Origin of the sequence: Kluyvera sp. 142486 (genome assembly GCF_046569695.1) — a bacterium.
Lineage (GTDB): Bacteria > Pseudomonadota > Gammaproteobacteria > Enterobacterales > Enterobacteriaceae > Kluyvera.
The window spans coordinates 100279-121645 of record NZ_JBKHUI010000014.1; the positions used below are offsets into that span (position 1 = coordinate 100279).

Annotated in this window: 19 protein-coding genes and 1 other RNA gene; 15 read left to right on the plus strand and 5 right to left on the minus strand. The window is 52.7% G+C overall.

The genetic code is table 11. The features are described from left to right. Window positions 1–308 precede the first annotated feature (308 nt). The 5 genes from ACLGE8_RS16075 to ACLGE8_RS16095 all read left to right on the plus strand — a co-directional run bounded on the left by ACLGE8_RS16075 (window position 309) and on the right by ACLGE8_RS16095 (window position 6291). Entirely contained in the window at window positions 309–866 is a 558-nt protein-coding gene (locus ACLGE8_RS16075) for a fimbrial protein (protein ID WP_410999890.1), read from the plus strand. Window positions 867–929: 63 nt separating this feature from the next. Continuing rightward, window positions 930–1640 carry a molecular chaperone gene (locus ACLGE8_RS16080; protein ID WP_410999891.1) on the plus strand — a complete coding sequence of 237 codons (711 nt, stop codon included), beginning with the start codon at window positions 930–932 and terminating at the stop codon, window positions 1638–1640. A 66-nt stretch (window positions 1641–1706) separates the two neighbouring features. After that, the gene (locus ACLGE8_RS16085) at window positions 1707–4211 is read left to right on the plus strand and encodes a fimbria/pilus outer membrane usher protein (protein WP_410999932.1); all 2505 of its coding nucleotides are present in this window, start codon (window positions 1707–1709) and stop codon (window positions 4209–4211) included. A gap of 5 nt (window positions 4212–4216) precedes the next feature. Next, window positions 4217–5563 (plus strand): fimbrial protein, encoded by a 1347-nt coding sequence (locus ACLGE8_RS16090; protein ID WP_410999933.1) that lies wholly within the window; start codon window positions 4217–4219, stop codon window positions 5561–5563. Window positions 5564–5625: 62 nt separating this feature from the next. Beyond that, window positions 5626–6291, plus strand: a complete 666-nt coding sequence (locus ACLGE8_RS16095; protein ID WP_410999934.1) for a molecular chaperone — start codon at window positions 5626–5628, stop codon at window positions 6289–6291. A gap of 11 nt (window positions 6292–6302) precedes the next feature. Here ACLGE8_RS16095 and ACLGE8_RS16100 read toward each other — a convergent pair whose 3' ends face one another. The 3 genes from ACLGE8_RS16100 to zapA form a co-directional block, all read right to left on the minus strand. Further along, on the minus strand, window positions 6303–6899 hold the full coding sequence (locus tag ACLGE8_RS16100) for a 5-formyltetrahydrofolate cyclo-ligase (protein ID WP_410999893.1): 597 nt from the start codon (window positions 6897–6899) through the stop codon (window positions 6303–6305). Window positions 6900–6918: 19 nt separating this feature from the next. Next, a non-coding RNA gene (ssrS, locus tag ACLGE8_RS16105) (6S RNA) lies at window positions 6919–7102 on the minus strand. 41 nt (window positions 7103–7143) lie between these two features. Continuing rightward, window positions 7144–7473 (minus strand): cell division protein ZapA, encoded by a 330-nt coding sequence (gene zapA / locus ACLGE8_RS16110; protein ID WP_035896247.1) that lies wholly within the window; start codon window positions 7471–7473, stop codon window positions 7144–7146. A gap of 158 nt (window positions 7474–7631) precedes the next feature. On the opposite strand from zapA, the gene ACLGE8_RS16115 reads away from it, so the two are divergent. From ACLGE8_RS16115 to ACLGE8_RS16150, 8 genes are all read left to right on the plus strand, one after another. Next, window positions 7632–8210 (plus strand): YecA family protein, encoded by a 579-nt coding sequence (locus tag ACLGE8_RS16115; RefSeq protein ID WP_185669872.1) that lies wholly within the window; start codon window positions 7632–7634, stop codon window positions 8208–8210. 69 nt (window positions 8211–8279) lie between these two features. Beyond that, a complete protein-coding gene (pepP, locus tag ACLGE8_RS16120; protein WP_410999894.1) occupies window positions 8280–9596 on the plus strand; it encodes a Xaa-Pro aminopeptidase in 1317 nt (438 codons plus the stop codon). Next, on the plus strand, window positions 9593–10771 hold the full coding sequence (ubiH, locus tag ACLGE8_RS16125; protein ID WP_410999896.1) for a 2-octaprenyl-6-methoxyphenyl hydroxylase: 1179 nt from the start codon (window positions 9593–9595) through the stop codon (window positions 10769–10771). Before pepP ends, ubiH begins: the two co-directional genes overlap by 4 nt. A gap of 21 nt (window positions 10772–10792) precedes the next feature. Beyond that, a complete protein-coding gene (gene ubiI / locus ACLGE8_RS16130; protein ID WP_410999898.1) occupies window positions 10793–11995 on the plus strand; it encodes an FAD-dependent 2-octaprenylphenol hydroxylase in 1203 nt (400 codons plus the stop codon). 392 nt (window positions 11996–12387) lie between these two features. Next, on the plus strand, window positions 12388–13482 hold the full coding sequence (gene gcvT / locus ACLGE8_RS16135; protein ID WP_410999935.1) for a glycine cleavage system aminomethyltransferase GcvT: 1095 nt from the start codon (window positions 12388–12390) through the stop codon (window positions 13480–13482). Window positions 13483–13508: 26 nt separating this feature from the next. Next, the gene (gcvH, locus tag ACLGE8_RS16140) at window positions 13509–13898 is read left to right on the plus strand and encodes a glycine cleavage system protein GcvH (RefSeq protein WP_410999899.1); all 390 of its coding nucleotides are present in this window, start codon (window positions 13509–13511) and stop codon (window positions 13896–13898) included. Between the two features lie 121 nt (window positions 13899–14019). After that, window positions 14020–16893, plus strand: a complete 2874-nt coding sequence (gene gcvP, locus ACLGE8_RS16145; RefSeq protein ID WP_410999900.1) for an aminomethyl-transferring glycine dehydrogenase — start codon at window positions 14020–14022, stop codon at window positions 16891–16893. A 60-nt stretch (window positions 16894–16953) separates the two neighbouring features. After that, a complete protein-coding gene (locus tag ACLGE8_RS16150; RefSeq protein ID WP_410999902.1) occupies window positions 16954–17697 on the plus strand; it encodes an SDR family oxidoreductase in 744 nt (247 codons plus the stop codon). Window positions 17698–17835: 138 nt separating this feature from the next. Here ACLGE8_RS16150 and bglA read toward each other — a convergent pair whose 3' ends face one another. Together bglA and ACLGE8_RS16160 are read right to left on the minus strand one after the other, a co-directional pair. Continuing rightward, window positions 17836–19269 carry a 6-phospho-beta-glucosidase BglA gene (gene bglA, locus ACLGE8_RS16155; RefSeq protein WP_185669866.1) on the minus strand — a complete coding sequence of 478 codons (1434 nt, stop codon included), beginning with the start codon at window positions 19267–19269 and terminating at the stop codon, window positions 17836–17838. Window positions 19270–19389: 120 nt separating this feature from the next. Then, window positions 19390–20118 (minus strand): MurR/RpiR family transcriptional regulator, encoded by a 729-nt coding sequence (locus ACLGE8_RS16160; protein ID WP_410999936.1) that lies wholly within the window; start codon window positions 20116–20118, stop codon window positions 19390–19392. 51 nt (window positions 20119–20169) lie between these two features. On the opposite strand from ACLGE8_RS16160, the gene yqfB reads away from it, so the two are divergent. Further along, window positions 20170–20484, plus strand: coding sequence for a N(4)-acetylcytidine aminohydrolase (gene yqfB / locus ACLGE8_RS16165; RefSeq protein WP_410999903.1), 315 nt, complete (start codon window positions 20170–20172; stop codon window positions 20482–20484). A 158-nt stretch (window positions 20485–20642) separates the two neighbouring features. Next, window positions 20643–21305, plus strand: coding sequence for a PAQR family membrane homeostasis protein TrhA (gene trhA / locus ACLGE8_RS16170; protein WP_333496558.1), 663 nt, complete (start codon window positions 20643–20645; stop codon window positions 21303–21305). Window positions 21306–21367 lie beyond the last annotated feature (62 nt).

A 21367-nucleotide genomic window follows, 5' to 3' on the forward strand; every position in this document is an offset into this window, starting at 1 on the left:
TTATATTAACATGTTATTTTATTTGTGATGTTTATATGATGTCTCTTTAGCTATTTATTTTTTTATGTTTAATTCTCTGTTTCTTTTGGTTTTTAATTGCCTGACGTGTGATGCTTAAGCATGGGGGATTGTTTTTTTAATTTTATTTTTTTAATATCTTAAAAAGAAAATGCTTTGCGCAAAAGTATACATTAAGTGAATCACTTTCTCTGGTTAATTGTTCAAATGGATGTGTTTGACGATATTTTAGCGTATTCATCTGTGTGGTGAATTTTTTAATTGTCAATGTTTTAAAATAAGGATATATCATGTTTAATGTTAAAAAAATTGCAGTGGCTCTGGCTTTAACTTCGTTACCTTGCGTCAGCTTTGCTGCGCCGACGATTACTTTTGTCGGTGAAGTCACTTCTCAGACATGCTCGGTAAATATCAATGGTCAGACTAACTCGGTGGTTATGCTGCCAACCACCACTGTGACTGATTTTGGTACTACGCTGACGACGGGGCAGACTGCTGGTTTAACGGCATTTACCGTTTCGGTAAGCGGTTGTACTGCTTCATCAACTTCCACCACACCAATTTCAACCAAATTCCTGGGCTATGACGTTGATGCAACGAGCGGTACGTTAGGCAACCGTGAAACAACAAATGCAGCGGTGGGTTATGGTATTCAGCTGATGTCTTCTGCTTCTGGCGGCACTCCGGTGATGCTGTCTGGCGTGACAAGCGTTCCTGGGTTGGTGTTACCGAAGGATGCAACGTCTGCAAACTATGAGTTTGGTGCTCGTTATTACGTTATTAATGCTACTGGTGCACAGGCTGGTAAAATCAGCGCTGTTGCGGAATACACCGTAAGCTATCTCTGATTAATATATTCTGACCAGGTGCTCACGTACCTGGTCAGAATTCGTATTTTTTGAGGAGCGTAAATGCGCAACTTATTGGTTTTTTTTATTGGTTTCATTTCGTTCAGTTTCAACGCTGCTCATGCTAGCGTGGTGATGACTGGCACACGAATTATTTATCCTGAGCAAGTTAAAGAGAAAACTATACAGTTGAGAAATCCTGATAATCAGCTTTATCTTGTTCAACTTCAGGTGGATGATAACGAGAATGTGAGTAGTGAAAGTCTTGGCTCATCGTCATTTATCGCGACGCCACAAATTTTCCGTATGGAGCCTAATGCAGGTCAATCCGTTAGGTTACAGTATATTGGCAGTAACCTGCCTCAGGATAGAGAATCAATTTTTTACTTTAGTTTTAGTCAACTTCCTATTTTGAAGAAAAGTGAGCAGACTGGGAATCAGTTGATCCTGGCGATTACCTCTCGCGTGAAAATATTCTTCAGGCCGAAAGGTATTAAAGGGGATTCAGCGGATACGGCAAAGTCGCTAGTATTTAAAATAAGTGGTGGGAATGTTTTTGTAACAAATCCTACGCCTTATCATGCAGTGATAAAAAATGCGAGTCTGAATATTAATGGAAAAACCATCTCACTTGCTGACTCTGTCATTGTACCCCCACGCGCCAAAGTTGAGTGGAAATCCCCTTCACCTATATCGTCCCTTTCGGGAGGCGAAGTACGATTGGTGGTTGTTAATGATTATGGTGTTGACACGATCACAACGGTCACACTTTAACGAAATATAATAATAATTGCATTGCTAATGCCTACAGGGATAGGGGCTGATTCAATGAAATACCCAATGGTTCTTTGTCTTGTTATTGCATCAATTTCAAATACCCAGGCAGCAATAAATGGAAAGTCCCAGGGGACATCTTCCGATGAATACTATTTTGATCCGGCATTATTCCGTGGCGGAAAATTTAGTCAGACATCTTTGGCTCGATTAACGAAAAAGAACTCGCTTTTACCCGGCCAATATAAAATGGATATTTATATCAATGGGCGATTTGTTGAGCAATTCAACGTTGATTTTTCTGAGCAGGCTGATGGATCTGTTCAACCCTGTATGACGACTGAAATGTTGACCGCTATTGGCCTTAAAATTATTGACGATTCTTCCAAACGCGAAGAATCGTGCCGTTTAATGGATCAGGCTGCGAAGGGGAGTTCGACAACTCTTGATGTTTCTCGTCTGCGGATTGAATTTAGTATACCCCAGGTCTTGCTAAATAAAAAACCACGCGGTTATGTGAGCCCTTCAGAATTGGAAGTTGGTTCTTCCTTAGGGTTTGCCAACTATGTCGCTAACTATTATCACGTCTCGTACTCCGATGACGGTGCTCAGGACCGGGATTCTGCATGGTTGTCGTTGAATGGTGGGATCAATCTTGCTGGTTGGCAATACCGACAACTATCAACGCTTAATTGGGATAAGCTCAACGGTAGCACATGGAATAATATCCGTAGTTATATCCAACGCCCGATACCGACAATAAACAGCCAACTGATGGCGGGTGAATTGATTACTAGTGGGCGTTTTTTCTCAGGCCTGAATTTTAATGGTGTCAGTTTATCTACTGACGATCGTATGTTGCCTGATTCAATGCGCGGTTATGCACCGACCATCCGTGGGATTGCTGCAACCAATGCCAAGGTCTCGGTAACTCAAAATGGTGCTGAAATTTATCAAACGACAGTGGTGCCGGGTGCTTTTGAGATAAACGATCTTTATCCAACCAGCTATAGCGGTGATCTGAACGTGACTATCACGGAAGCAAATGGCTCCGTTAGCCGGTTTACGGTTCCATTTTCAGCCGTCCCGGAATCTATGCGCCCGGGTATATCGCGCTTTAGTATTGAAACAGGGAAAACACGAGACAGCGGTGATGAGGCTTATTTTACTGATATAAACTGGCAGCGTGGGGTAACAAATAATATCACTGCAAATAGCGGCGTACGCATTTCCGATGGCTATCAATCGGCGCTGTTCGGTGGTGTTTATAGTAATTACCTGGGGGCATTTGGGGCCAATTTAACCTATTCCAGAGCCGATTTACCTGTTGCTGGTTACACCGATGGTTGGATGATGCATTTTACATGGAGCAAAACATTTCAGCCGACTAGCACTACGGTGTCACTTGCGGGCTATCGATATTCAACAAAGGGGTACCGTGACCTGAGTGATGTGCTCGGTTTGCGTCAGGCAGAGAAAGAAGAGGGAATGAGTGACTGGCAGTCCAGTACTTATCTCCAGCTTTCAAGGTTTGATATTTCAATAAGCCAGAGTCTTGAGCGCTACGGGAATATTTTCCTTTCCAGCTCCACGCAAAATTATCGAGGTGGCCGCAAGCGTGATACTCAGTTGCAGCTCGGTTATAGCAAGACCTTCTCTAAGGGGATCTCCATGAATCTGTCGGTAGGGCGCCAGCGGACAGGGGGTTATCAAAACGATGCTGGAGAAATGGAGACGTTGGTGTCGCTATCATTTTCCATCCCTCTTGGTTCTGGACCTCGATCGGTCGATCTTTCTAATACATGGACTCACTCTTCACAAGGTGGCGATCAGTATCAGACTTCCGCATCGGGCATGATGGATGAGGCTCTGACGACGAACTACAACCTTAGCGCTGCACGCGATCAAAATAATGGGCTAACGACGATTGGTGGCAATCTACAAAAACGTACATCGTTTGCCACATTGGGCCTCAATACATCTAAAGGAAATAACTATTGGCAGGCCTCCGGGAATGCTCAGGGAGCGTTTGTCGCTCATTCCGGTGGAGTCACGACAGGCCCGTATCTAGGTGACACATTTGCGCTGGTTGAAGCGAAAGGTGCGGAGGGCGCAAAGATCTTCAGTTCGCAGCAAACCGTTATTGATAGCCACGGATACGCGCTGGTCCCTGCGGTTACCCCTTATCGCTACAATCGAATATCCCTTGATCCGCAGGGTATGGAAGGAGACGCTGAGCTGATTGATAGTGAAAAACAAATTGCCCCGGTTGCTGGCTCTGGCGTGAAAGTGGTGTTCCGTACGCGTACTGGTACTGCGCTGCTTATTAGTTCTCGATTTAAAGATGGTCAGCCAGTTCCTTTGGGGGCGGATGTGGTTGATGAACATGGCGAGATTATTGGCATGGTTGGGCAAGGGGGTCAGATATATGTCCGTACCGAGAATATGAACGGCAAGCTTATTGTTCAGTGGGGAGATAGCGCTGAAGATAGCTGCAGCTTATCTTATCAGGTGCCGGAATCTAAACAAAACCAAACATTAGTAAAGCTTGCAGCTGAATGTATTTACTAGCCGTAATGAGAAAGGACGCAAAAATGAAGGTTCTAATAACTTTTTTCACTGGTCTATTAATGCTCTTTTTTACTTTTCCTTCATTGGCTGCTTGTACTAAAAATGGCTATCCGCAAACGGAGGATGGTTATTCTGCATTAATTCCTTTTGGCAAAATAAATCTCACGGATACTTATTTCATGCCTGTAGGGAGCCAAATAGCAAGCGTTGTTGTTCCACCAACCAACTATACATATGGTGGTTCTACCGCGAGCACGGTATTTTGGGAATGTGATGCGGCTGATTTGCCAAATATTTATTTTCTGGTTTCTACAAATGGAGATGACCGTATTGGCGGCTTTTACGATATTGGTGCGGTAGATGGTCTTGAAGATGTTTATGCAACTTGGTTTGCGTATGTTGGACTGCGGTTAACAATGTCAGGGACGACAATTACCCGTAACTGGAAAAAAGTTCCTATTACCAGTTACGCTACGTCAGGTTCGAAGATTCAGATTCGGTTGCAGGATATTCCAATTCTCCAGGCGGAACTATATAGAGTAAGCACTCTTCCTGGAACGAGTGCTGTGACTAGCTATTGCGGAAATAATAACAATGATGGCGGCGGGATTGCATTTGCAAATGCAGCGGGAAAGATCTACTCCTGCATACAACCCAACGCCTATCTACAATTGTCTGGCGACAGCAACGTGACGTTCTACTTTGCCCGTGACAGCGAGGGGGAAGATAGCGCTTACAACTATGATTCCTGGGGGGCAGATAACGGTTTTGCTTATGGGATGCGTACTGCCAATAGGCTCTATTCGAACCCAACCTGTGTTGCTCGTAACGCTACGCCGATGGTTATGTTTCCGACGATATCGGTTGATGCGCTGGAGTCCGGTCAGGAGGTTAGCGGAAATTTTTCCGTCCGGGTTGAATGCAGCGATTCTGCAACATCAGGGGTCAGCGATAGGCAAATCGCACTTGGCATCCAGGTTTCCGAGGGGGCCTACAGCGCAGCTTCAACGTTAGGTTTAGTTAACGGCAGCGGCGGCGTTAGCGCTCTGGTGTCAGATAATTACTTTGATGAGAATAGCGCAAAAGGTGTCGGTATAACGATTGCGAATAGTAGCGATCCGGGTATCTCGCTTATGCTGGTTGGGCAGCCTGGAATTGCCACGCTGACGCCCGGGGGTAATGCAGCTGGTTGGTATCCTGTATTGCGGGGTGCGACAAGGGAAGGTGCTTCGGTATCCGGTTATTCAATGTACTCGTATAATTTCATTGCAACACTAAAGAAGTTGAATGGAAAAACCGTAACGCCCGGTAAGTTGCATGCAACGGCCTATGTTCTGGTGAAAATGCAATGAGCCGCTTATTGGTCATCGTTCTTATGTTGCTGTCAGGAGCCTCTTCGGCAGTGGCTGGGGTTATGGCGTCATCTACGCGCATTATTTATCCTGCAGGCGAACGGGAGAAATCGGTAATGCTGGTTAACACCAACAGTTACCCAGTGATTGTACAAAGTTGGGTGGATGATGGAATAGGTAATCCAGACACAGCTAAAGCGCCATTCATTGTCATCCCCCCCGTTTTCAGGTTGGTTCCGCAAGGTATTCAGGGGATTCGTCTGCTGTTTAATCAAACGACGATACCGCAAGATCGTGAATCTGTTTTCTGGTTGAACCTATATGAGGTTCCCCCCACCAATGGCGCTGTCCCCGATGTCCAGCGGGTAACGCTTGCGATGAACACGCAAATGAAGATTTTCTATCGCCCGCAGACGCTGACGATTTCACTTGAAGAAGCATTGCCAAAGTTGGTCTTCCGCTTACGACATGATAAAGAACGCTGGTGGATTGAATGTGAGAACCCAACGCCTCTGCATGTTTCGCTTACCTCTATTACGGTTCAGGATGGGGCTGTGGGGAGGAGCGTTGAACAGCAGATGGATATGATGGTTGGACCGTTCAGTAAAAAAAATTATGCGATCATCGGAACACTGGGTTCAGAGGGTAAGCATCAGATACGGTTTCATTATTTGGATGATGCTGGTGAACAGCACCTAAAGGATGCCATATTGCAGGAGGCGGGCTAAGTCGCATTCAGTTACCACTGCCATATTTTCGATGGTGTGACCACGGCTGGCAGAGGAATGTCCCATTGCTCAACGGGCAGGGCATCCACCAGTTGACAGTCGTGAGCATAGCCGACTGGGTGAATACCGTGCAATCGCCAGCTCTGCAATGTTCGGTCATAAAACCCCCCTCCCATGCCCAGCCGCTGACCCTGTTCATCAAAGGCAACCAGCGGCGTTATCAGCACGTCAAGTTTTGCCAGCGGCAGAACTTCACGGATATCAAGCTTCGGCTCGCGGATTTTGAGGTGGTTCATCACCAGTTCGCTGTGCGGATGATAATGCAGAAACAGTAGATTCCCAGGACTAAACGGGTGCAGCACCGGTAGGTATACGCGCTTACCGGCTCGCCAGAGCTGTTCAATCAAAGGTTGGGTATCAAGTTCGCCATCAAAAGATAAGAACAGCGCGACGTTTTTTGCCATCACCATTGGTGGCCAGGCCATCATGCGGTCTGCGGCTTGTTCACCGTAGAGCGTTTGCTGTTGGGGTGTGAGAGCACGACGACGTTGCCGGATTAACTGGCGAATGTGCTGTCGGGAGTTTTGTTGCTCAGATGGATGCGTCATAAGACCGGTAGGTAGAAGGGGAATCTCCGAGATGCCGCCGCAGGCTGTAACCCTTGAACCCTTGGTTCAAGGTGAATGCGTCGTCACAGTTTTAAGGCTTCTCGGACGAACCGAGCATGCTCACCAACCATGGAGCGCCACATTCTTGTGGTATGAAATATCGGCTCAGGGGACTGGCCCGCTTGCGAACATCTCAGAGAAATTTTGTCTTCACAGTCACTCTACCATAGTAAACTGCAAAGTGTTATTCAAACTTTGGGGCTGTCTTATCGGATATGCGACCCTGGTCAAGCAATGCCTGTTCAATGGTCTGTTGCAGCATCCGAATGCGCTGTTCCATGCTAGAAGCATAGTCACGCGTCTTTGCCCTTTCCTGAGTTAACTCATAGCTGATGTTCAACGCGGCGATGAAAACCAACTGCTCAGTATTTGTGACTCTAGTGCGTTCTTTCAGATCTTGCAACCGCTGATTCAGATCGTCCGCGGCCTGATTCAAAGCATCTCTTTGTTCAGGCGGGCAATTCACACGCAGTGAACGGCCAAAAATTTGGATATCGACGGGTTGTGCAGACATGTCACCTTCCTGCTGATTGACTGCGCTTCCTTCACTCTCAGGATGTGAAGGGGCGACACTATAGCTACCCTGGTACGAAGATACAAGCCCTTTTCTGGTATCTCCAGGGTCCAAAGTGGTAGCATATCATGAATTCCACCCAACAATGACGAATGCGCATGTCTATACAGAACGAAATGCCGGGTTACACCGTGATGAACCAGCTGTTGAACCAACAAGGGGTAGGCCTGACGCCTGCAGAAATGCACGGTCTGCTGAGTGGGTTGCTCTGCGGCGGAAATAAGGACAGCTCCTGGCAGCCGCTGGTTCACGACCTGACCAACGAAGGTCTGGCGTTTGGTCACGAGCTTGCCGAGTCGCTGCGTTCCATGCATGCGGCAACCAGCGATGCGCTGGAAGACGACGGCTTCCTTTTTCAGCTTTATCTGCCTGAAGGCGATGATGTCAGCGTGTTCGACCGCGCCGATGCGCTCTCCGGCTGGGTGAACCATTTCCTGCTGGGTCTGGGGATGGTACAGCCAAAACTCGATAAAGTGAGAGATGAAACCGGCGAAGCCATTGACGATCTTCGAAATATTGCGCAACTTGGCTATGAAGAAGATGAAGATCAGGAAGAGCTGGAAATGTCGCTGGAAGAAATTATCGAATACGTTCGCGTAGCGGCGCTGCTGTGCCACGATACTTTCACTCACCCACAGCCGACCGCGCCTGAAGTGCAAAAGCCAACATTACACTAATCACAACGCCCGCTCCGCTTGCTGCGCAAGGCCGGTAAACGGAGCGCTAAGGGATTGAAAGGAGATGTCATGACACAGCAAGCGTTTCTCCGCCGCCGCCAGGCATTACTGGCGCAAATGAAACCAGGCAGCGCGGCGCTGATTTTTGCCGCGCCAGAGGTGACTCGCAGCGCGGATTCTGAGTATCCCTATCGCCAGAATAGCGATTTCTGGTACTTCACCGGCTTTAACGAGCCTGAAGCCTTGCTGGTGCTGATTAAAAGCGATGACACTCATAACCACAGCGTGCTGTTCAACCGCGTTCGCGACCTGACAGCAGAGATCTGGTTTGGCCGCCGTCTGGGCCAGGACGCCGCGCCGGAAAAACTGGGCGTTGACCGCGCACTGGCATTCAGCGAAATCAATCAGCAGCTGTTCCAGTTGCTGAACGGCCTGGACGTTATCTACCACGCGCAGGGTGAATATGCCTTTGCCGATGAAATCGTCTTCACCGCGCTGGATAAACTGCGTAAAGGGTCGCGTCAGAATTTGACCGCGCCGGATGCGATGATTGACTGGCGTCCGATGGTGCATGAAATGCGCCTGTTCAAAGACAGCGAAGAGATTGAAATCCTGCGTCGCGCGGGCGAAATTTCTGCGCTGGCCCATACCCGTGCGATGGAAAAATGCCGTCCGGGGATGTTTGAATACCAACTGGAAGGGGAGATCCTCCACGAATTCTCCCGCCACGGCGCGCGCTACCCGTCCTATAACACCATCGTGGGCGGCGGCGAAAACGGCTGCATCCTGCACTACACCGAGAACGAATCCGAGCTGCGCGATGGCGAGCTGGTGCTGATTGACGCGGGCTGCGAATACAAAGGCTACGCGGGCGACATCACCCGAACCTTCCCGGTTAATGGCAAATTTACCCCGGCACAGCGCGCTATCTACGACATCGTGCTCGCCTCGCTGTACAAATCCCTGGAACTGTATCGCCCTGGCACCTCCATTCAGGAAGTGACCGGTGAAGTGGTGCGCATTATGGTGACCGGCCTGCACGGTCTGGGGATCCTCAAAGGGGAAATTGATCAGCTGATCACCGACAATGCCCACCGTCCGTACTTTATGCATGGCCTGAGCCACTGGCTGGGGCTGGATGTGCATGACGTTGGTGTCTACGGCGCAGACCGTTCACGTGTGCTTGAGCCGGGGATGGTGCTGACCGTTGAGCCGGGCCTGTACATTGCGCCAGACGCGGACGTGCCGGTGGAATATCGCGGTATCGGTATTCGTATCGAAGACGATATTCTCATTACTGAAGAGGGTAACGAGAACCTCACCGCGAGCGTGGTGAAGGATGCGGATGCCATTGAAGCGTTGATGACAGCGGCACGTCAGCTATGAGCGTGATTATTGTCGGCGGCGGTATGACCGGCGCCACGCTGGCGCTGGCTATTTCGCAGCTGACGGCGGGCCGTCTTCCGGTGCACCTGATAGAAGCGGCGGATATTCACGCCGCCGAACATCCTGGCTTTGATGGTCGGGCGATTGCGCTGGCGGCTGGTACCTGCCAACAGCTGGCGAAAATCAATTTATGGCAGGCAATTGCCGACTGTGCGACGCCGATTACCACCGTGCACGTCAGCGACCGCGGCCACGCCGGTTTTGTCACCCTTGATGCCCAGGATTATCGGCTATCAGCGCTCGGCAATGTGGTAGAGCTGCACGATGTGGGCCAGCGGCTGTTTGACCTGCTGCGCCATGCGCGCGGCGTCACACTGCATTGTCCATCACGCGTGGCGCAGGTCGAGCGTCAGATTGACGGCGTAAGCGTGACGCTGGATAACGGCGAAACGCTGCGCGGCAAACTGTTGGTTGCGGCCGATGGCTCGCGCTCCACGCTCGGCGAGCAGTGCGGTATAGCCTGGCAGCAGGAACCGTATAATCAGGTGGCGGTGATTGCCAACGTCTCCACCGCCGTGGCGCATCAGGGGCGGGCGTTTGAACGTTTTACCGAGCATGGCCCTATCGCCATGCTGCCGATGTCGCAGAACCGCTGTTCGTTAGTCTGGTGCCATCCGCTGGCACGCCATGACGACGTGCTCAACTGGTCAGACGCTGAGTTTTGCCGTGAGCTACAGAAAGCGTTCGGCTGGCGTCTGGGACGGATTACCCAGGCTGGCGTGCGCAGCGTGTATCCGTTATCGCTGACTACTGCAACTCGAACGGTATCGCACCGCCTGGCGCTGGTGGGCAACGCGGCGCAGACGCTGCACCCGATTGCTGGACAAGGTTTTAACCTCGGCATGCGCGACGTCATGACGCTGGCGGAACATCTGGCAAGCGCGCATGAGGCCAATCAGGATATTGGCGACTATTCGCTGCTGTGTCATTACCAGCGCCAGCGTGCGGAAGATAAAGCCGCCACGATTGGCGTCACCGACGGGCTGGTGCATCTGTTCGCCAACCGCTGGGCACCGCTGGTAGCCGGGCGCAACGTGGGCCTGATGACGATGGAATTATTTACCCCTGCACGCGATGTGCTGGCACAGCGGACGCTGGGCTGGGTCGCCCGCTAATCAGCAGTTTAAGGAGTTAATGTGCAAAGTGTTGATGTTGCCATCGTAGGTGGTGGAATGGTTGGGCTGGCGGTAGCCTGCGGTTTACAGGGCAGCGGCCTGCGGGTTGCCGTGCTGGAACAGTCGCTGCCGCAGGCGCTTGCCGCCGATGCGCCGCCTGCGCTTCGCGTCTCCGCCATCAATGCGGGCAGCGAAAAGCTGCTCACTAAGCTGGACGTCTGGTCGGCAATTACTGCCCAGCGCGCCAGCTGCTATCACGGCATGGAAGTGTGGGATAAAGACAGCTTTGGCCGCATTACGTTTGATGACCGCAGCATGGGCTATAGCCATCTCGGCCATATTGTTGAAAACGCGGTGATTCACCACGCGCTGTGGCAAAAAGCCGAGCGCAGTAGTGACATCACGCTGATGGCGCCCGCTGAACTGCAGCAGGTGGTGTGGGGCGAGAACGACGCGTTTCTGACGCTAAAAGATGGCAACATGCTGACCGCGCGTCTGGTGGTTGGCGCGGACGGCGCGAACTCCTGGCTGCGCAGTAAAGCGGATATTCCGCTGACCTTCTGGGACTATCGTCACCATGCGCTGGTGGCAACCGTTCGCACCGAAGAGTCGCACGACGCGGTGGCGCGCCAAAGCTTCCACGGCGAAGGTATCCTGGCCTTCCTGCCGCTCTCCGACCCGCATCTTTGTTCGATTGTCTGGTCGCTGTCGCCACAGGAAGCAGAACGGATGCTGCAGGCCGGGGACGCTGAATTTAACCAGAAGCTGAACATCGCCTTTGATAATCGCCTGGGGTTGTGCAAGGTCGAAAGTGAACGTCAGGTGTACCCGTTGACCGGGCGCTATGCGCGCCAGTTTGCCGCCCATCGTCTGGCGCTGGTCGGCGATGCGGCGCACACCATTCATCCTTTGGCTGGGCAGGGCGTGAATCTGGGCTTTATGGATGCCGCCGAGCTGATTGAAGAACTGCGTCGTCTGCATATGCAGGGTAAAGACATTGGTCAGCATTTCTATCTGCGTCGCTACGAGCGTAGCCGTAAGCACAGCGCCGCGCTGATGCTCGCGGGGATGCAGGGCTTCCGCGAGCTGTTTGCTGGTGAAAACCCGGCGAAAAAACTGCTGCGCGATCTCGGCCTTGCGTTGGCTGATACGTTGCCCGGCGTGAAGCCGCAGCTGATTCGTCAGGCGATGGGCCTGAACGACCTCCCAGAGTGGCTTCGTTAAGTCGCTCACACTTTTACTCCCGGTGGTTCTACCGGGAGTCTCCTCCCTCATTTGAAAAATTCTAATTTCACGCCATTTTTCGCATTAGTTTTATTAATCCATGCGTTTTCATGTTACGGAAAACTCGCCCTGTTTTACGCATAAAATATTATCTTATGCTGAATTGTTAACCATTGTTGTTAATTAAATGTGGTGTGTTTCGCTTTTTTGCAGTCGATTCCTCTGTATGCTTTTTCGCGGCTTTTGGTCATAAGCTAATGTGATGTCCCCTTTTTCAGGATGGTTTACCACGATGTTCGGTGGTAAGTTCAGGGAAAAGAGAACGTTTGCGTCGGTGCCCGAATGGGCGTCGGCGTTTGGTTTTGTGGTGCGATATATTCAACGAGGACATGATGGCTCAACAAACGCCTTTGTATGACCAGCACGTGTTATGTGGCGCGCGTATGGTGGATTTCCACGGCTGGATGATGCCGCTGCACTATGGTTCGCAGATTGATGAGCACCACGCGGTGCGTACCGATGCCGGGATGTTCGATGTGTCACACATGACCATCGTCGATCTTCACGGGCCACGGACCCGAGAGTTTCTACGCTATCTGCTGGCAAACGACGTTGCCAAGCTTACCAAGCCCGGCAAGGCGCTCTACAGCGGTATGCTAAATGCATCGGGCGGCGTGATTGATGACCTGATCGTTTACTACCTTACCGAAGATTATTTCCGCCTCGTCGTTAACTCCGCCACCCGCGAAAAAGACCTCTCCTGGATTACCCAACACGCTGAACCTTATGCCATCGATATCACCGTCCGTGATGACCTGTCGCTGATTGCCGTACAGGGGCCGAACGCGCAGGCGAAAGCCGGCACGCTGTTCACCGATGAGCAGCGCCACGCCGTTGAAGGCATGAAGCCGTTCTTTGGCGTGCAGGCGGGTGACTTCTTTATCGCCACCACCGGTTACACCGGCGAAGCGGGTTATGAAATTGCCCTGCCAAAAGAGCAGGCCGCCGATTTCTGGCAGAAACTGGTACAGGCAGGCGTGAAGCCTTGCGGTCTGGGCGCGCGCGATACGCTGCGTCTGGAAGCTGGGATGAACCTGTACGGCCAGGAGATGGACGAAAGCGTCTCCCCGCTGGCAGCCAACATGGGCTGGACCATCGCCTGGGAACCGGCCGATCGCAACTTTATCGGTCGCGACGTGCTGGAACTGGAGCGTGAGAAAGGTACTGAGCAATTGGTCGGCCTGGTGATGACCGAAAAAGGCGTCCTGCGCGGTGAACTGCCGGTGCGCTTTACCGATGCCCGCGGCAACGCGTGCGAAGGTGTGATCACCAGCGGGACTTTCTCGCCAACCTTAGGCCATAGTATTGCACTGGCTCGCGTCCCTGCTGGGATTGGCGAGACGGCGATCGTGCAGATCCGCAACCGCGAAATGCCGGTCAAAGTGACAAAACCTATTTTTGTGCGTAACGGCAAGGCCGTCGCGTAAGCCCTTTTTATTCTGGAGATTTTTTGATGAGCAACGTACCAGCAGAACTGAAATACAGTAAAGAACACGAATGGCTGCGCAAAGAAGCTGACGGTAGCTACACCGTTGGTATCACCGAGCACGCACAAGAATTACTGGGTGACATGGTCTTCGTTGACCTGCCGGAAGTCGGTGCGACCGTTAGCGCGGGCGACGACTGCGCCGTGGCGGAATCCGTTAAAGCGGCATCCGACATCTATGCGCCAATCAGCGGTGAGATCGTTGCCGTGAACGAAGAACTGGGCGACTCGCCGGAACTGGTGAACAGCGAACCCTACGTGGGCGGCTGGATCTTTAAGATCAAAGCCAGCGACGAAGCGGAAGTTGCCGCCCTGCTGGATGCAACCGCATACGAAGCCCTGTTAGAAGACGAATAAGGATTTGCTCCCTCTCCCTCTGGGAGAGGGCCGGGGTGAGGGCGAGTTTGCGCCGTCACCCCAAACCTCTTCTTCGAAGAGGAAATCTTAAAATCACCGCACGTTTCAGGAACCATCGCTCATGACACAGACTTTAAGCCAGCTTGAAAACCGTGGCGCGTTTATTGAACGTCACATCGGGCCGGATGCCCAGCAGCAGCAAGAGATGCTCAAAACAGTTGGCGCGGATTCATTAAACGCACTGATTGCGCAGATCGTGCCGAAAGATATCCAGCTTGCTACGCCGCCGCAGGTTGGCGAGGCCACCACCGAGTTCGCCGCGCTGGCGGAGCTGAAGGTGATTGCCGGTCGCAACAAGCGCTTTAAGTCATACATTGGCATGGGTTACACCCCGGTACAGTTACCGCCGGTTATCCAGCGCAACATGCTGGAAAACCCGGGCTGGTACACCGCGTACACCCCGTATCAGCCAGAAGTTTCTCAGGGTCGTCTGGAAGCGCTGCTCAACTTCCAGCAGGTCACGCTGGATCTGACCGGTCTCGATATGGCCTCCGCCTCTCTGCTGGACGAAGCTACCGCGGCCGCTGAAGCGATGGCGATGGCGAAGCGCGTCAGCAAGCTGAAGAATGCCAACCGCTTCTTCGTGGCGGCAGACGTGCATCCACAAACCCTGGACGTGGTCCGTACCCGTGCGGAAACCTTCGGCTTTGACGTGATTGTCGACGACGCTGACAAAGCGCTGGAGCATCAGGACGTCTTCGGCGTGCTGCTCCAGCAGGTTGGGACAACCGGTGAAGTTCACGACTACAGCAAGCTGATTGCTGAGCTGAAATCTCGCAAAGTGGTGGTGAGCGTTGCCGGTGATTTCATGGCGCTGGTGCTGTTAACCGCACCGGGCAAACAGGGCGCGGACATTGTCTTCGGCTCTGCGCAGCGCTTCGGCGTACCTATGGGCTACGGCGGCCCGCACTCGGCATTCTTTGCCGCTAAAGATGAATTCAAACGCGCCATGCCTGGCCGTATTATCGGCGTATCGAAAGATGCCGCTGGCAATACCGCGCTGCGCATGGCGATGCAGACCCGCGAGCAGCACATCCGCCGCGAGAAAGCGAACTCCAACATCTGTACCTCGCAGGTACTGCTGGCTAACATTGCCAGCCTGTACGCGGTGTTCCATGGCCCGGTTGGCCTGAAGCGCATTGCGAACCGCATTCACCGTCTGACCGATATTCTGGCAGCCGGTTTACAACAGAAAGGGCAGAAACTGCGCCATGCGCACTACTTCGACACCCTGTGTGTGGAAGTGGCGGATAAAGCCGCCGTGCTGGCGCGCGCTCAGGCAGCGGAAATCAACCTGCGCAGCGATATCCTTAACGCGGTAGGCGTGACCCTGAACGAAACCACTACCCGTGAAGACGTGTTGGCGCTGTTTAGCGTGATTCTGGGTGATAACCACGGTCTGGACATCGACGCGCTGGATAAAGACGTGGCGCTCGACAGCCGCTCTATCCCGCAGGCGATGCTGCGCGACGACGCGATCCTGAGCCATCCGGTGTTTAACCGCTACCACAGCGAAACCGAGATGATGCGCTACATGCACTCGCTGGAGCGTAAAGATCTGGCGCTTAACCAGGCGATGATCCCGCTGGGTTCCTGCACCATGAAGCTCAACGCCGCGGCGGAAATGATCCCAATTACCTGGCCGGAATTTGCTGAACTGCACCCGTTCTGCCCGGTTGATCAGGCGGAAGGCTACCATCAGATGATCGGTCAGCTCTCCGAGTGGTTGGTGAAACTGACCGGCTATGACGCACTCTGCATGCAGCCGAACTCTGGCGCACAGGGTGAATACGCAGGCCTATTGGCGATTCGTCACTACCACGAAAGCCGCAACGACGGCCATCGTGATATCTGCCTGATCCCAAGCTCCGCGCACGGTACCAACCCGGCTTCCGCACAGATGGCGGGGATGCAGGTGGTTGTGGTGGCCTGCGATAAAAACGGCAACATCGATCTGGCGGATCTGCGCGCGAAAGCGGAGCAGCATGCGGATAACCTTTCCTGCATCATGGTGACCTACCCGTCCACCCACGGTGTGTATGAAGAGACCATCCGTGAAGTGTGCGAAATCGTTCACCAGTTCGGCGGCCAGGTTTACCTCGACGGCGCAAACATGAACGCACAGGTCGGCATTACTTCCCCGGGCTTTATTGGTGCGGACGTGTCGCACCTCAACCTGCATAAAACCTTCTGCATTCCACACGGCGGCGGCGGCCCAGGCATGGGTCCTATCGGCGTGAAATCACACCTGGCACCGTTTGTTCCGGGCCACAGCGTGGTGCACATCGAAGGTATGCTGACCCGTCAGGGCGCGGTTTCCGCGGCACCGTTCGGCAGCGCCTCTATTCTGCCAATCAGTTGGATGTACATCCGCATGATGGGCGCAGAAGGGCTGAAGCAGGCAAGCCAGGTCGCCATCCTGAACGCGAACTACATTGCAACTCGCCTGAAAGATGCCTATCCGGTGCTCTATACCGGTCGTGACGGTCACGTAGCGCACGAATGTATTCTGGATATTCGTCCACTGAAAGAAGAGACCGGCATCAGCGAGCTGGATATTGCTAAGCGCCTGATTGACTACGGTTTCCACGCGCCAACCATGTCCTTCCCGGTAGCGGGTACGTTGATGGTTGAGCCTACTGAATCCGAAGGTAAAGCCGAGCTGGACCGCTTTATTGACGCGATGCTGGCGATCCGTAGCGAAATCGACCGCGTGAAAGCGGGTGAATGGGCGCTCGAAGATAACCCGCTGGTCAACTCCCCGCACACTCAGAATGAGCTGGTGGCGGAGTGGAACCACGGCTATAGCCGCGAAATTGCCGTCTTCCCGGCAGGCATGGCGAACAAGTACTGGCCGACGGTGAAACGCCTTGATGACGTTTACGGTGACCGCAACCTGTTCTGCTCCTGCGTGCCGATGAGCGAATATCAGTAATGCTCTGATTACGCTATCTTTTAAAGGCGCTTTGGCGCCTTTATTTTTTGGGAGACGCAAATGGCAATAGCATTGGTAACCGGCGCAAGCCGGGGAATTGGTCGGGCGACGGCGTTACAGCTGGCGCAGGAAGGCTATACGGTGGCGGTGAACTATCACCGCAACGAAGCCGCCGCCAGCGAGGTGGTGAACGCGATTATTGCACAGGGCGGCAAGGCCCTTGCCGTTCAGGCGGATATTGGCGATGAAGCACAGGTGGAAGCGATGTTTGCCCGCCTCGACCAGCAGGGTGAACCGCTAACGGCGTTGGTTAACAACGCGGGGGTGTTGTTTACCCAAAGCCGCGTAGAGGCGTTAACCGCTGAGCGTATCAACCGAGTGCTGACCACTAACGTTACGGGCTATTTTCTCTGCTGCCGGGAAGCGGTAAAGCGGATGGCGATACCGCACGGCGGGCAGGGTGGCGCGATTGTCAACGTCTCCTCGGCGGCGGCGCGTCTGGGCTCGCCGGGTGAATACGTGGACTATGCCGCATCGAAAGGGGCGATTGATACGTTGACCACCGGGCTGTCGCTGGAGGTGGCGGCACAGGGCATTCGGGTGAACGGCGTGAGACCTGGGTTTATCTATACCGAGATGCATGCCGATGGTGGGGAGCCGGGGCGAGTCGACCGGGTGAAGTCGGTGTTGCCGATGCAGCGCGGCGGCCAGCCGGAAGAGGTGGCACAGGCGATTGTCTGGCTGTTGAGCGAGAAGGCGTCGTATGTGACGGGGAGTTTTATTGAGTTGGCGGGTGGGAAATAGTGTGGTGCTGGCCCCCTCACCCTAACCCTCTCTCCGTGGGGGAGAGGGGACCGATAGGTGCGGTTATTGGATGCTGAGCACGAACCTGTTTTCCCCCTCGCCCCTTTGGGGAGAGGGCCGGGGTGAGGGGAAACGAACTTACAAACTCTCGCCGTTGCTGGCGATCACCGCTTTATACCACTCAAAACTCTTCTTACGTGAACGCGACATATCGCCCGTGCCGTCGTCGTGCTTGTTCACATAGATAAAGCCATAGCGCTTGCTGTACTGCCCGGTGGTGAACGACACGCAGTCGATGCAGCCCCACGGCGTATAGCCCATCAGATCCACACCGTCATAGGTGACCGCTTTCATCATCTCTTCGACGTGTGCACGCAGATAATCAATACGGTAGTCGTCGTTGATGCTGCCGTCGGCTTCGACTTTATCGTACGCGCCAAAGCCGTTTTCCACGATGAACAGCGGCTTCTGATAGCGCTCATACAGTTCACACAGCGAGTAGCGTAGGCCAACAGGGTCAATCTGCCAGCCCCAGTCTGACGCTTTCACGTGCGGGTTCGGTACGCTGCCTTCAAAGCCGGAGATAGCATCGCCGCTGCCGCCTTCCGCCTTCACGGCGTTGGTCATGTAGTAGCTGAAGCCGAGGTAGTCGCAGGTGCCTTCACGCAGAATCGCCTCGTCGCCCGCTTCCATCTTGATGTTGAAGCCACGGCGTTCCCACTCGTTTAGCACGTAGCTTGGGTAGTAGCCGCGCAGCTGCACGTCGGTAAAGACGTAGCGTTCACGCATCGACTCCTGGGCGAACATCACGTCTTCTGGTTTGCAGGAGAACGGATAGAGCGCCACCATCGCCAGCATGCAGCCGACCTTCATCTCAGGGTTGATGCGGCGAGCAGCTTTCACCGCCAGCGCGCTGGCCACGAACTGGTGGTGCAGCACCTGGTACATGGTCTCTTCCGGGTTTTCATGCTCGGTGTAAACCACGCCGGAGCAGCAGTAGCCGAACAGCGGCGCGCGCCAGTTGCGCTGGTTGTTGATTTCGTTGAAGGTCATCCAGTATTTGACCTTATTCTTGTAGCGCTCAAAGACCACTTCCGAGAAGCGAACAAAGAAATCAACGACTTTGCGGTTGGTCCAGCCGCCGTACTCCTGCACCAGGTGCAGAGGCATTTCGAAGTGGGAGAGGGTAATCACCGGCTCGATGTTGTACTTCAGCAGTTCATCGAACATGTCATCGTAGAATTTCAGCCCTTCTTCATTTGGCTGAGTTTCATCACCTTTCGGGAAAATGCGGGTCCAGGCGATAGAAGTACGGAAGCATTTGAAGCCCATCTCGGCGAATAGCTTGATATCTTCTTTGTAGTGGCCGTGGAAGTCGATGGCTTCGTGGTTCGGGTAGTATTTGCCCGGCTCGACCTGCTGGGTAATTTCGCGCGGTACGCCGTGGGCACCACCGGTTAGCACGTCACAGATGCTGGGGCCTTTGCCGCCTTTATTCCAGCCGCCTTCAACCTGGTGGGCAGCAACCGCACCACCCCATAAAAAGTCTTTCGGTAAGGTCAGTTTTTTCATCGTTGCTATGCTCAGTTATTGGGCTTAATAAACCTGAGTCTAACAAAGAGGCAATAAATGTCACGATATAACAAATCCTACTCCAGGTAATATGTTACATCGAAAAAACACCCTGTATTTTTATGCTAACTTCTTCGCCAGTTTACGGCCTAATGATTCCAGAATATAGATAACCGGGATCTGCGTCGTAATATCATATACGCCGCCAATTCGGGTTTGTGGCACGTGCCAGGAGAGATTGAAATCGGCAAGCTTTGCCAGTCGTGAGTGTTCATGGCTGGTAATGGACATCACTTTGCAGCGGTGCAGGCTGAACTGCCCGGCAAAACGCAGGATTTCTTCGGTTTCACCTGATACTGAAAGTACAATCGCCAGTGCGTTTTTGGCCATGTCATTGGTGACCGGGAAATAAGGATCATCAATATGGTTACTGAATTTACCAATATTAGAGAAAAAACGTGCGCCATATTTAGCCAACGAACCAGAGGTTCCTGCGCCGACAAAAATAATACGTTCGGAAGAGAGGATAATATCAACCGCGTCATCCAGCAGTTTATCAAACTCGTCATTATTAACGCTTTTGAAAAAGCTGATAATTTCGCTGGCGCCAAAATTGGCCTGCTGCGGTTCATTCTGTTCTAAATATAATTTGAAGCGTACGCGGAACTCCGAGTAACCTTCGCAGTTGAGCTTTTTACAAAAGCGCATCACCGTGGTGGTGGAGACGCCAGCTGCGTCGGCCAGTTCACGGATGGTCATGTACATCACCGTGTCGCGATTTTTAATGACGTAGTGATAGACCATCATCTCAAGATTATTGAGGCTGGCAACGGCGGCGTGGGAAAACATGCTCACGGTGATGGATACTCGTAAAAATAATGACCTGATGGGAATGATAACATGCAGCCAAACGACATTACCTTTTTTCAGCGCTTTCAGGACGACATTCTCGCCGGGCGCAAAACTATCACCCTGCGCGATGCTGCAGAGTCACACTTTAAGGTTGGGGACGTGCTGCGCGTTGGTCGCTATGAAGACGATGGTTACTTCTGCACCATTCACGTGGTGGCAACCTCTACCGTTACGATGGATACGCTGAGCGAACGCCATGCAGAGCAGGAAAACATGAGCCTGCCGGAATTGAAGAAGGTGATTGCGGATATCTATCCGGGTGAGAACCTGTTTTATGTTATTGAATTTAAACGTGTTGATTAAAATTGCGTACACGTGTTAGCTGAATGGGTTTTTTAACTTATTGATTATTTTGAATTTACAAAAATTAATCTTTTTATTTTAGCTTACATGTGTTCACTGGAACTATTCTCAGTTACGCTAGGGTGTTTGCTTAATTTGTCGTTCGCCCGGAGCGCGTAATGGATAAAAAACCACTCATTAAACAGGGATATTCTCTGGCAGAGGAAATTGCCAATAGCATCAGCCACGGCGTTGGCTTTGTCCTGGGGATTGTCGGGCTGGTTTTGCTGCTGGTTCAGGCGGTTGACGCTAACGCTAATGCCACGGCGATCACCAGCTACAGCCTGTACGGCGGCAGCATGATCCTGCTGTTTCTGGCCTCCACGTTGTATCACGCCATTCCGTCACAGCGGGCCAAGGTGTGGCTGAAAAAATTCGACCACTGCGCCATCTATCTGCTGATTGCCGGTACCTATACGCCGTTCCTGCTGGTGGGGTTGGACTCGCCGTTGGCGAAAGGGCTGATGATTGTTATCTGGAGCCTGGCGCTGCTGGGGATCCTGTTTAAGCTGACCATTGCGCACCGCTTTAAAATTCTCTCGCTGGTGACCTATCTTACGATGGGCTGGCTGTCGCTGATTGTGGTCTATCAACTGGCGGTGAAGCTGGCGATTGGCGGCGTGACGCTGCTGGCGGTCGGTGGGGTGGTTTATTCGCTGGGGGTGATTTTCTACGTCTGCAAGCGCATTCCCTACAATCACGCTATCTGGCATGCGTTTGTGCTGGGCGGTAGCGCCTGTCATTTTCTGGCGATTTATCTGTACGTGGGGCAACACGCGTAGGATTGGTGCAACCCCGGGGTCGGCGTAAACGCCTCGCCCGGGCTGCGTTTTGTAGGCCGGAT